The 13,504-nt window shown below is 73.8% G+C and carries 2 protein-coding genes; one reads left to right on the top strand and one right to left on the bottom strand.

The genetic code is table 11. The features are described from left to right. Positions 1-14 precede the first annotated feature (14 nt). Entirely contained in the window at positions 15-11,162 is an 11,148-nt protein-coding gene (locus WMF26_RS24545; protein WP_438002276.1) for an amino acid adenylation domain-containing protein, read from the bottom strand. Between the two features lie 974 nt (positions 11,163-12,136). On the opposite strand from WMF26_RS24545, the gene WMF26_RS24550 reads away from it, so the two are divergent. After that, on the top strand, positions 12,137-13,444 hold the full coding sequence (locus WMF26_RS24550; protein WP_437948538.1) for a PAS domain S-box protein: 1,308 nt from the start codon (positions 12,137-12,139) through the stop codon (positions 13,442-13,444). Positions 13,445-13,504: the final 60 nt, after the last annotated feature.

Raw genomic sequence — 13,504 nt, forward strand, 5'->3', positions numbered from 1 at the left:
CTCGACAACGCGCCTCAATGCGACGGCGGCCCGCTCTCAGGCCCGCTCTCCGCGCCGAGCGACCTGGCCCTCGGCCTCCGGAGCGCCCGCCCCTCCAGCGCGTCGGCGAGGGCTGGCCTCACCGCCGCCGCGAGGTGCTGCTGGATCGCGCGGGCGACGTGCGCGACGTGGGGCGGCTCCATCATCGTGAAATGGTTGCCGGGCACCACCTGGAGGGCGAACGCCGCCCGCGACAGCTCCATCCAGGCGTTGGCGGCCACCGCGTCCTCCGGGCTGACCTGCTCCCGCGCGCGCAGGAACAGGACGCTTGCGTCCGTCGGCTGCGGCTCGTAGCTCGCGAGCGCCTGCCATGTGCTCGCGACCTCGGCGCGGAGCCGCGCGTCGTCCTCCATGGCCGCCACGAAGCCGCGGTACCTCCGCGACGCGACCGCCTCGAGCTTCGCCATCTCGTGGGCGAGGCCGCTCGCCGGTGAGCGCTCACGCGCGCGCGGGTCGAATCCCGTGTCCAGGAGCAGCAGCAAAGGCACCTTGCGCCCTCGCGCGAGCAGCTGCTGCGCCACCTCGTACGCGACGACGCCGCCGGCCGAATGCCCCCCCAGGAGAACCGGTCCCTCGGGCCGGACGCGCAGGATCTCGTCCACGCACCGGGCCGCGATTACAGGGATCGACGCGAAGCCCGGCTCGCCCGGCGCGGCGCCGGTGGGCTGAATCCCGTGGACGGGCAGCTCGCCGCCCAGGCGCTGCACCAGGGGGCGATAGGCGTGCACCGTGCCGCCGAGCGGCGGGATCAGGAACAGCGGCGCCGCGTCCGGCGCCCCCGCCTGCAGCGTGACGAGGAGCTGCCCGGGTCCGCGCCTGTCCGGGAGGAGCGCGGCGCTCCCGCTCCGCTGCGTCAGCGCCGCGCTCACGGGCGCGGGCGAGTCCGGGGGCAATGCCTCCGCCAGCCGCGCGCTCGCCGGCGAGCCCGAGCGAGGGCCGGACGACTCCGGCGGACTCCAGATCTTCGGCGACACGGACCGCACCGTGGCCGGGCCGACGGTGCAGGTGGTGTCGAGCGTGTGGGGGACGCGCTCGAACGGGTACGTGGGGAGCGGCACGCGCCGCCTGCGCTCGTCCCGGGAGAACGCGGCCCAGTCGACGTCGACGCCGGCGCACCAGAGCCGACCCACCGCGCCGAGCAACACCTCGAGGTCGCCGTCGCCGTCGCCCGGGCCCGCAAGGGTGGTCGCGACCGGTCGCCCGGCGCCCGGGTGGCGCGCCGCCAGGGCGGCCAGCGAGACGCCGGGCCCGACCTCGACGAGGGCGCGATCGGCCGAGGCGAGCAGCGCGGCGATGCGATCGTCCGCGCGCGCCGAGCCCGCGAGGAGCCGGGCCCAGGTCGACGGATCGTCGACGTCGGCCTCGGTCACCCAGTCGCCGGCGAGGCTCCCGACGAGGGGGATGCTCGGCGCCCGCCTCGCCATCGACGCGGCCCGCCGGGCGATGCGCGCGAGGAGCGGCCCCGCGGCCTCCTCTTCGGCGCGCCCGAGCAGCGCGGCCAGCGCGACCGCATCCTCGAGCGAGAGCACGCCGGCGACGTACGCGGCGACGACCTCGCCCACGCCGTGGCCGAACAGCGCCGCTGGGCGGATCCCCCACGACATCAGGAGATGCGCCAAGGCGACCTCGGTCGAGAAGAGCGCGGCCGCGCGGAGGCGCGGCGCGCCGAGCTCGCCGTCGCCGGGGGCGCGCCCCGGCGCCTCGGGGAAGAGCCGGCCGCGGACGTCGACCGATAGCTCGCGACGGAAGAGGTCGGCGCACCGGTCGATGCTCTCGCGGTAGGCGCGCTCGTGCAGGTAGAGCTCGCGCCCCATGCCGACGCGCTCCGCGCCCGCGCCGGGGAACAGGAAGACGACCTCCGGCGGCCGCCTGCCGGCGACCTCCGTGACGACCCGGTCCGGGTCGCGCCGGCCGAGGGAGGCCGCCGCCGAGGCCGGATCCGCGCACACCACCGCGCGGCGGTGCGCGAAGGGCGCCCGGCCCCGCTGCAGGGTGAAGGCGACGTCGGCGAGCGAGCCCTCCGGCGCGCGCCGCAGGTGCTCGGCCAGGCGATCGGTGCTCCTCTCGAGGGCGGCGGGCGTCTTCGCCGAGACGACGAGCAGCTGACGGCGCCGCGACGGGCCGGACGGCGCCGGCGCCGGGGCCTCCTCGAGCACGGCGTGCGCGTTCGTGCCGCCGATGCCGAAGGCGCTCACCCCGGCGCGGCGCGGGGCCCCGCCGCGCTTCCAGGCGAGCGGCGCGGCGTTGACGAAGAACGGGCTGCGCGCGAGGTCGATCTCGGGGCTGGGGCGGCGGAAGTGGAGCGTCGGGGGGATGAGCTCGTGCTCCAGCGCCAGCGCCGCCTTGATGAGGCCGGTCACCCCGGAGGCCGCGCGGAGGTGGCCGAGGTTGCTCTTCACCGAGCCGAGCGCGCAGAACCCGACCCGGTCGGTCGCCTTCCGGAACGCGCGCGACAGCGCGGCCACCTCGATCGAGTCGCCGAGCCGCGTGCCAGCGCCGTGCGCCTCCACGTACGCGATGCTCTCCGGGCTCACGCCGGCAGCGGCGTGGGCCCGGGCGAGCGTCTCGAGCTGCCCCTCCAGGCTCGGCGCCGTGTACCCCACCTTGAGCGCGCCGTCGTTGGTGACGGCGGAGCCGCGGATCACGGCGTGAATCGTGTCGCCGTCGTCGAGGGCGTCCTTCAGCCGCTTGAGGACGACGAGGGCGACGCCGTTGCTGGCCACGATGCCGCTCGCCTCGGCGTCGAAGGGCCGGCAATGGCCGTCGGGCGAGGTGACCGCGCCCTCCTCGTGGAGATAGCCGATCCGCTTCGGCGAGAGGACGCCGACGCCTCCCGCGAGCACCATGTCGCTCTCCCCGGTGAGGAGGCTCTGGCAGCCGAGGTGCACCGCGACGAGCGACGTCGAGCACGCCGTCATGACGCTGACCGCGGGCCCCCGGAGCCCCAGCTTGTAGGCCACGCGCGTGGTCAGCGAGTCGGTCACGTTCCCGGTGTAGATCCGGGCGTGCTCCGAGTTCGGCGCCGCCGGCGGCGGCCCGACGCGCTCGATCCAGTAGCTCGGGGCGTCGCTCCCGGCGAACACGCCGATCGGCTTCGGCGTCGCGAGCGGGTTGTACCCGGCGCTCTCCATCGCTTCCCAGGCGCACTCGAGGAACACCCGCTGCTGCGGGTCCATGAGCGCGGCCTCCCTCGGGCTGTACCCGAAGAACGCCGCGTCGAAGCACATGACGTCCTCGAGCAGGCCGGCCGCCGGGATGAACCCGGGTGTTCGAACCAGCTCCGAATCGACGCCGAGCGCCCGCAGCTCGTCGGACGAATAGAAGGAGATCCCCTCGATCCCGTCCTTGAGCATCGACCACAGCGCGCCGACGCTGCGCGCCTTCGGGAAGCGCCCCGCCATTCCGATGATGGCGATGGCGTTCTCGGGCAGCGCCCCCCGCGCCGGGGCCTCGGCCGCCGCGGCGCCGGGCGCGCGCCTGGAGGCCACGCTGTCGCCCGGGGCGGCCGCCGCCCGAGGGCCCCGCTTCAGGTGGACGGCGAGGCTGCGGATCGTCGGGAACTGGAACAGGTCCATGATGGGCACGTCCTCGCCGAGCCGCGCCCGGATGCCGGCGCGGACCCGGGCGAGGAGCAGCGAGTGGCCGCCGAGATCGAAGAACGCATCGTCGAGGCCGACCTCGTCGAGGCCGAGCACCTCGCGCCAGATCTCGCCGAGGACCACCTCGATGTTCGAGGCGGGCGCCGGCGCCTCCGCCCGCGGCGCGGGCTTCGCGCGGTCGTCGGCCGGGAGGGCCGCCATGTCGACCTTCCCGTTGGCGGTGAGCGGCAGCGCGTCGAGCTTCACGAACGCGGCCGGAACCATGTAGTCGGGGAGCTTCGCCGCGGCGAGCTCGCGCAGGCCTCGGGGCATCGCGCGCGTCTTCGGCCGCCGGAGCGGGCTGTTCGCGAGCGACCGCGCCGGTAAGGCCGCGCCGGGGCGCGACTGCATCCAGGCCCGCGGCCGCGGCGCGCCCTCGGCGGGCTCGAAGAGCGCGTCCATGCACCCCGGGCCCGCGGTGCTCGACCCGGTGATCCGGACCGAACGGCCGAGGCGCGCGGCGAGCGCCCACAGCGCCTCCGGATCGACCGCGGCCGCCGCCGCCCCGGCGGCCGCGGCGGCGCCGGCCGGCTCGTCGCCGCCCGCCTCCCGCAGCCGGCGCGCCGCGATCACGTCGGCGTGCACGCGCGCGTTCGGGATCCCCAGGACCTCGATCCCGAGGGAGCCCGCCCCGCGCAGCGCCCGCTCGACGCCGGCGAGGCCCTCCGCGGCGGCCCAGTCCAGCGATCGGCCGATCGCGGCCGGCTCGGGCGCCGCGCCGATGTGCAGGACCACGTCGTAGCGGAAGCGCGTCATCTCGTCGGCGCCGGGGCCTCGCTTGAGCCAGGTCTCGACGTGCTCCACGCCCGGGATCTCGTCGCGCAGCGCGTGAAAGAGCTCGGGCGCGAGGACGAGCTCCTCCTCGCCGGCGACCGCCCGCTCCACCCGGGCCCGCAGCTCGGCCGCGGTGGCGCCCGCGGGCGCGCGGTGGAGTTGCACCGAGGCGTGAAACGCCTCCAGCAGCGGCAGGCTCCGGATGTCGCCCAGGAACACGACGCCGCCGGGCGCCGTCGCGCGCACGGCGCCCTCGATCACCGAGCGCAGGTAATCGGCGCTGGGGAAGTACTGGACGATCGAGTTCAAGATCACCACGTCGAAGCTGCCCGGCTCGATGCCGCGGAGGTCGTTCGCCTCCCGGCGCTGCAGCGACACGTGCGAGAGCGTGCCGCGCGCGAGCTCGGGGCGGAGGAGCGCGATCGCCTTCTCCGAAAAATCCGTGCCGAGGTAGGCGGCGCACTGCGGGGCCAGCTGCAAGAGCAGGAGCCCCGTCCCACAGCCGATCTCCCACGCCCGCCGCGGCTGGAACGAGAGGATCCGCTCGACCGTGTGGTCCCGCCACGCGCGCATCGCGCCGGCGTCGATGGGCGCTCCGGTATAGCTGCTGTTCCAGCCCGTGATGTTGAAGGCCGGATCCACGCCGGCGCCGCCCTGCCCGTAGGTGCCGTCGTACAGCGCCTGCCACGCCGAGACGTGCTCCGCCTGGAGCGCCGGGGCCTGCTCCGCGGCGCCGCCGTCGTCGAGGCGCGGGATGACGTACGCGACGAGCCGCTTGTTGCCCGTCGGCTCTTCGCGCGCCACCACGACGGCCTCTTCCACGGCGGGGTGCTCGCGCAGCACGGCCTCGATCTCCCCGAGCTCGATGCGATAGCCGCGGATCTTCACCTGGTTGTCGACCCGCCCCAGGAACTCGATGTTCCCGTCGGGGAGCCACCTGGCGCGGTCGCCGGTGCGGTACATGCGCGCGCCCGGCTCGTCCGAGAACCGATCGGGGAGGAACCGCGCCGCGTCGAGCTCGGGCCGGTTCAGGTACCCGCGGGCGATGCCCACGCCCCCGAGGTACAGCTCGCCGGGCACGCCCACGGGGACGAGCTCCCCGCGCGGATCGAGAAGGTATGCCCGCATGTTGTCGATCGGGCGGCCGATCGAGGGGTCGGCCGCCGCGGTCCCGCCGTCCGGCCGCGCCCTCGGCACGACGCACGAGGTGGCGACGACGGTCCCCTCGGTCGGACCGTAGTTGTTCACGACCTCGAAGGGGAGCCGCGCGTCGGGCCAGACGCGGAGCTTGTCTCCTCCCGTGAGCAGGTACCGGAGCGCGGCGGAAGCGGGCCAGTCGAGGCGCAGGAGCTCCTCCGCCATCGGCGTCGGCAAGAACGAGACGGTGATCCCGCGCGCGAGGAGCCACGCCTTGAGCTCGTCCGGGGAGCGGCGGAGCGGCTCCCCGGGGATGAACAGGCACGCTCCCGAGCACAGGTAAGGCCAGAGCTCCCAGACCGACGCGTCGAAGCCCGGGCTCGCGACGAGGGTCGCGCGATCCTCGCGGGAGACGGCGAAGCGCCGCACGTGCCACGCCACCAAATTCATGAGGCTCCGGTGCTCCACGAGCACGCCCTTCGGGCGGCCGGTCGAGCCCGAGGTGTAGATGGCATACGCCAGGTCCCGGGGGCCCGCGCACGCCGGCGGGCGCGAGCCGTCCCGCGCCGCCAGCGCCGGCGCGTCGGCGTCGAGGCGGATCACCGCGCCCGCGAACGGCGGGAGGCGATCGGCGAGGTGCGCCTGCGTGAGGAGCACCGGCGCCCCGGAGTCCGCGAGGATGAACGAGAGCCGCTCGCCCGCGATCGCGGCGTCCACGGGGAGGTACGCCGCGCCCGCCTTGAGGGCCCCGAGGATCCCGACCACCAGCTCCGGCGAGCGCTCCGCGCAGATCGCGACCAGGGTGTCGGGCGCGACGCCCAGCTCGAGCAGGCGGCGCGCGAGCTGGTTCGCCCGGCGATCGAGCTCTCCATACGTGAGCGAACCGCCCTCTGACACGACCGCGGGGGCGTGCGGCGCGCGCGCGACCTGCTCCTCGAACAGCGCTAGGACGCTTCGATCGCGCGGGAAATCGGCGCCGGTGTCGTTCCACGCGAAGAGCAGCCGGCGCCGCTCGCGCTCCGGGAGCAGCGGCATCGTCGCGACGGACCGCGCGGGATCCGAGGTCGCGGCGGCGAGCAGCGTGAAGAGGTGCGTGAGCGTCCGCTCCATCGTCGACCGCTCGAACAGATCGGTGCTGTACTCCAGCATCCCGGCGACGCCGCCGGCGCTCTCCCAGGCATAGAGCGAGACATCGAAGATCGTCTTCTTCGTGTCCGTGTCGACGGCGCGCGCCTCGACCCCGGCGAGGTGCAGCTCGCGCTCCGCGGGCGGCTGCGGCGCGAACACGATCTGCACGAGCGGGCTGTAGCTCGGGTCGCGCTCCGGCTGGAGCTCCTGGACGAGCCGCTCGAACGGGAGCCTGTCGTGCGCATACGCGTCCAGGCACACCGCCCTCACTCGGCGGAGCAGCTGCTCGAACGACGGCGCGCCGGAGACTTCGATCCGGATGGGGACCACGTTGACGAAGAAGCCGATCGCCGCCTCGAGCTCGGCGTGATCGCGGCCCGCGCTCGGCAGCCCGACGAGGAGGTCGTCGCGCTGCGTGACGCGGTGGAGCAGGACGGCGAACGCGGCCAAAAGGACCATATTGACGGTCACGCCCTCTCGCGCGCCGAGGTCGCGGATGGCCCTCGCGACCTCCGGGTCGAGCTGGAACGGGATCGTCGCGCCGCGGAACGTTTGGACCGGCGGCCGGACGCGATCGCTCGGCAGCTCGAGCAGGGGCGGCGCGCCGAGGAGCCGCTGCTTCCAGCCGGCGACCAGCTCCGACAGGCTCTCTTCCGTCAGCTGCTCTCGCTGCCACGCGGCGAAATCGGCGTACTGGAGCGGCGCCTCCGGCAGCGGAGCGGGAGCGCCCCGGCAGAAGGCGTCGTAGAGCGCCGCGAGCTCGCGGTAGGCCACCTCGAGCGACCAGCCGTCGACGGCGATGTGGTGGATGTGCAGCCAGAGGACGTGATCCCGCAGCCCGAGCCGCAGCAGCCCCGCCCGGAAGACGGGCCCGCGCTTCAGATCGAAGATCCGCTGGGCCTCCGCGTCGAGGAGCCGCGCCGCCTGGGCCTCGCGCTCCCCCTCGGAGAGGTGCTGGAGGTCCGCGACCTCGAGCCGGAACGCGGCGTCCTCGGCGACGATCTGGACGGGCAGGCCGTCGATCTCGGTATAGACCGTGCGCAGGATCTCGTGGCGGCGGAGGAGCTCACGGAGGCTCCGGTCGAGCGCCGGGGCGTGGAGCTCCCCGGTGAGGCGGAAGGGACAAAGGCAGTTGTAGGCCCTGCTCTCCGGCGCGAGCCGGTGGAGGAACCACATGCGCTCCTGGGCGAACGAGAGGGGGACTGGCCCCGTCCGGGCGCCCCTTGGAATGGCATGCTCCGCCCGGGGGGCCGCGCGGCCGCCCCCCTCCGCCAGCGCGGCGAGCCCGGCGACGGTCGGGTGCGCGAAGAGCTCCTGAAAGCCGATGTCGAGCCCGAAGGCGCCGCGGAGCCGCGAGAACAGCTGCACGGCGTGCAGCGAGCTGCCGCCCAGCTCGAAGAAGCTGTCGTCGACGCCCACGCGCTCGACGCGCAGGAGCTCCTTCCAGAGGCCGGCGAGCGCCTCCTCCAGCTCGGAGCGCGGCGCCACGAAGGCGGTCCCGAGCCCCGTCCGGGCGCCGCCGGGCGCAGGGAGCGCCCTGCGGTCGACCTTGCCGTTCGGCGAGGTGGGGAGCGCGTCGAGCGACACGAAGGCGGACGGGACCATGTAGCTCGGCAAATGGCGCTGCGCGAGGGCGCGCAGCGCGGGGACGAGCGCCTGCTCGCCCTCGGCGGAGGCGCCCTCGACCGGGCGCGGGACGACATACGCCACGAGCCGCCGGTCGCCCGGCGCGTCCTCGCGCGCCACGACCGCGACCTCGCGCACGCCGGGGTGCTGGCCCAGCGCCGCCGCGATCTCGCCGAGCTCGATGCGGTGGCCGTGGATCTTCACCTGATCGTCGATCCGGCCGAGGAACTCGAGCTCGCCCGACGGGAGGTACCGCGCGAGATCGCCTGTCCGGTACAGCCGCGCGCCCGGCCCGGGCCGGAAGGGGTCCTCGACGAACCGCTCCCGCGTGAGCTCGGGGCGGTTCAGGTAGCCGCGGGCCACGCCGGGGCCGCCGATGTAGATCTCGCCGGCGACGCCGACGGGGACCGGTGCGCGGTGGCGATCGAGCAGCAGCACCTGGACGTCGCGGCACGCGCGGCCGATCGAGCTCGACCACGGCCGCTCGAGGTCCGGGATGCCCATCGGGCGGCGGGTGGCGAACACGGTCGTCTCGGTGGGCCCATAGATGTTGAGGATCGCGGGCCGCTCGTCCCCGCGGCGGTCCCACCACGGCTTGAGCGCGGCCACGTCGAGCGCCTCGCCGCCGCAGATCACGAGGCGCAGCCGGAGGCGGTCGCGGAGCGATGGATCGGCCGCGGTGTCCGCGTGGATGAGCTGGCGGAGCGCCGAGGGCGTCTGGCAGACGACGGTCACCCCCTCGTCGCCGAGGAGCCTGTGGAAGGCGTCCGGCGTGCGGCTCGTGAGGAACGGCACCACGACCAGCCGCCCGCCGTGGCAGAGCGCGCCCCAGATCTCCAGGACGGAGAAATCGAAGGCATAGGAATGGAATAGGGTCCAGACGTCGCGCTCGCCATAACCGACCTCACCGGCGGTATGGTCGAAGAGGCGAACGACGTTGGCGTGGGTGACCATCACCCCCTTGGGCTTGCCGGTCGACCCCGAGGTATAGATGATGTACGCGAGGTTCTCCGGGCCCTCGCCCGGCGCGGGCGCCACCTCCCCCTCGGGCTGTCGCTCGATCACGGCCCGATCCGCGTCGAGGCACACGACGCTGGCGCTCCCGCTCCTCAGCCGGGAGGCGAAGCGCTCCTCGGTGAGGATCACGGGGACGCGGGTATCTTCCAGCAAGAAGGCGAGCCGCTCCTCGGGATACGACGGGTCGAGCGGGACATAGGCGGCGCCGGACTTGAGGACGCCGAGCAGCGCGACGATCATCTCGAGCGAGCGTTCCAGGCAAACGCCGATCGGGACGTCGGGCCCCGCGCCGCTCGCCCGGAGGAGGTGGGCGATCTGGTTGCTCCGCCGATCCAGCTCGGCATAGGTGAGGCGGCGCCCCTCGAAGGCCACCGCCACGGCGGACGGGGCGCGACGGGCGTGCGCCTCGACCCGCTCGTGCAGCCGATCGCGCGGCGGATCGAACACCCCGCCGCCGTTCCACCCGAACAGCAGCGTTCGCCGCTCCTCCTCGGTCAGGATCGGCAGCGCCGAGACGGGCTGCGCTGGGTCGCCCGCGGCGCCGCCCAGCAGCGCCGCCCAGTGCCCGAGCAGCCGCTCCACCGTCGCGCGCTCGAAGAGATCGCGGTTATAATCGATGCGCGCGATCACGCTCGCGTCGGTCTCCTCGACGCGGACGGCGAGCTCGAACGCCACCTCGGCCGCCTCGAGCGCCGCCGGCGTCAGCGTGAGCAGAGCGCCTCTCCTCGGCGCGAGCGCGCCGCGCGCGCTGGAGAAGGTGGCCTGGACGAGCGGGGGGCGGCTCGGATCGCGCGGCAGCGCCAGCCGCTCGACCAGGGACGCGAAGGGGAGATCGCCGTTCTCCTTCGCCTCCTCCAGGGATCGGCGCACCTGGCGCAGGAGCGCTCGAAAGCCCGGATCCGCGCCCAGCCTGCCCCGCACGACCACGAGGTTGCCGAACGGACCGATGAGGCCCTGGGTCTCCTCGTCTCGCCTGGACAGCGCCACGCCGATGAGGACGTCGTCCTGGCCTGTATACCGGTGCAGGACGGCGTGCATTCCCGCGAGCAGGACCGCGGACAGCGGCACGCCTTCCTCCCGCGCCAGGGCGCGCAGCGCGCGCGCGAGCTCCGGATCGAGCGCGCGCGCCGCCGAGCCTCCGGCGAAGGTCCGCGCCGCGGGCCGCGGCCGATCCGTCCGGATCTCCAGCGCTTCCGGCGCCCCCGCGAGCTCGCGGCGGACGTGCGCGAGCTGCGCGTCGAGCAGCGCCGCGGTCCTGTGCTCCCGCTGTCGCCGCGCGTAGCCCTGATAACTTATCGGCGGCGCCGGCCGCTCGATTCCGTGGTAGCCGTCGAACAGCTCCGAGAAGAACAGCGCTGCGCTTGGCTCACCGTCCGAGAGGATCGGGTGCATGGAGAGCGCGAGGAGGTGGCGCTGCGCATGGACGCGGATGAGGCTCACGCGCCAGAGGGGACCGCGCTCCAGATCGAGCGGCAGCGAGGTCTCCCGGCGAGCCACCGCGAGCGCCGACGCATCCGAGGCCGGCTGCCCCTCGGCGCCGAGATCCACCTCGCGAAAGGCGATCTCCGCCCGCGGCGAGACGACCTGCTCCGGCTGTCCATCGCGCTCTGCGAAGGACGTCCTCAGGATCGCCTGGCGCGCCGCGAGCCCCTCGACGGCGCGGACCAGCCTGGGCACGTCCAGCGCGCCGTCCAGCCACGCCGCGCCCCGTCCCACCGGGCCCGGCGCGGCGCCGCGGCCCCGGTCGAGCCGCAAGGCGCATTCTTGCTCCAGAGAGAGCGGCATAGTGCTCAATTCGTTCATCGCGGATGACCTCCCTGTTGCTGGTAGGGGTCGGTAGCATCGGCGCGCGTGAACCTGCCTACGCCGCGTCGAGACGCTCGACGCGTACGCACCTTCACGCACACCGTGCTTGTTGATCTGTCGTACGCTCGTCAGGCATCACGGTCGCTTGTCGAGCTTCTGGCCAGAAGAAGCCGGCGCCAAGCGGACCTCAAGCTCATGAGCCGCGCTGTCGGCCGCGTCGCGACGTGGCGCGAAGCGGACGCTGCGCAGTATGCAGTAGGGACACCGCGATGCCAGTTTGTATTTGAACCATCGCGGCCGCCGGCGAGCGGACGGCGCGTATCCGCGCTCGCGATCACGGCCTCGACTCATGCTCTTGTGGGCGGATACACCAAGCCAGCTGCCGGCGCGCCCTGCCTTGGTCCCCTTCCCCACCTTCCGGGTCGATTCCAGCGCATCACGTCCGAACCGTGCTCGCGCGGCGGCATCGGGTCGTATTCGAGACGGCGCGCGCGCGGGACGGTGGGGGAGCATCCGCCGCGGCGGCGCGTCGAGCGGCCGGGAAGTCCGGGCTCGGATGAAATCGACGAGCTCGAATTTCCAGATTCATGGCCGGGTCGAGCGGAACAGTTTTCTGCATACTGTTCCGCTCGCGCAAAAATACGTAATGGCACGATCGCGTCGTTATGACCGGCGGGCGCCGCGGCGATCCCCCGGCCTCCGGTGCGGGCCATGAGCCCACCGGCGTGCACGGCGCCGGAGCATGGCTCGATCGCGTGCGCCCGAGCCGCTGAGTCTGACCGCACGCCACCGGAGCCCGACGGAACCAACCTGGACGCGCCGCGGTGATCACCGGTCCTCCAGCGGATTCCGATGACACCGCATCTTGACAGCCGAGTCGGCCGCGGACTAGCCTCTCGCGTCCATGGCTCGCTCCAGCTCGGCGCTGGCGGTGGGGATCCTTGGGGGGCGAGACGGGAGGGTAAGCGACCATGTCGAACAGCAGCGCACCGAGCGGCACAGCAGCGGCCGAGCTCGACGTGTTCCAGCATCGCACGGTCGAGCTGGAGCGGCTGCTTCACGCCGCTTCCGCGCGTGAGATCGAGCGAGAGAGGGAGATCGGGGCGCTCCGGGAGCAGGTGGAGCTGCTCGACATCGCGCACGACGCCATCCTCGTCCGGCGCCTCGACGGTGTGATCACGTACTGGAACAGGGGCGCAGAGCGGATGTACGACATCCGCCGCGAGGACGCCGTGGGGCGCGCCTCCCATGAGCTCCTGCGCACCGCCTTCCCCGCGCCGCTCCCCGCGATCGAGCGCTCGTTGCTGGAGGCGGGCCGCTGGGAGGGAGACCTCAAGCACACGACGCCTCGCGGGGTCGTCATCGTCTCGAGCCGGTGGGTGCTCCGGCGAGGCCCGAGCGGCGCGCCCGAGACGGTGTTCGAGATCAACAACGACATCACCGCGCGCAAGGCGGCCGAGGAGGAGCGCGACCGACAGACTGCCCTGCTCGAACGGCAAGCGCGGCTGCTCGATCTCGCGCACGACGCGATCCTCCTGCGGGCGCTCGACGGCACGATCGCCTACTGGAACCAAGGGGCAGAGCGGATGTACGGCTACGCCGCCGCCGAGGCGATCGGGGCGCGATCCCATGAGCTCCTGGGGACGCGCTTCCCCGCGGCGCTCCCCGCGATCGAAAGGGCGCTGCGTACGGAGGGCCACTGGCAGGGGGAGCTCGAGCACACCCGGCGCGACGGCGGGACCATCATGGTCGAGAGCCGGTGGGTCGCGCAGGCCGACCCGGGGGATGCACAGGCGCTGATCATGGAGATCAACACCGACATCACGGCGCGCAAGGAGGCGGAGCGGATGCGCTCGGAGCAGCAGCAGGAGCTCATCCGCTTGCAGGCCACGGCGATCGCCGAGCTGTCGACGCCGCTCATCCCGATCACCGACCACGTGGTGGTGATGCCGCTCATCGGCGTGCTCGACACGATGCGCGCGCAGCAGGCGATGGACACCCTGCTGCAGGGGCTCTCGTCCTCGGGCGCGACGGTCGCGATCGTCGACATCACGGGTGTAAAGGTCGTCGACACGAAGGTGGCCGACGCGCTCATCCGCGTGGCGCAGGGGGCGCGTCTGCTCGGCGCCGAGGTGGTGCTCACCGGGATCCGCGCGGAGGTCGCGCAGACCATGGTCGGCCTCGGCGTCGAACTGCGGAACATCGTCACGCGGGGCACGCTCCAGGGCGGGATCGCCTATGCGCTCTCCCGGCCGGGCGCGCGGGGGACGCTGGCCTGACGAACAGGTCTTGGCCGGGGGTGCCGGCGCTGGGCACGAACCGGAGCCCGTCGGGACCGG

This window comes from Sorangium sp. So ce185, from assembly GCF_051526825.1.
Taxonomy (GTDB): Bacteria; Myxococcota_A; Polyangia; order Polyangiales; family Polyangiaceae; genus Sorangium; species Sorangium cellulosum_D.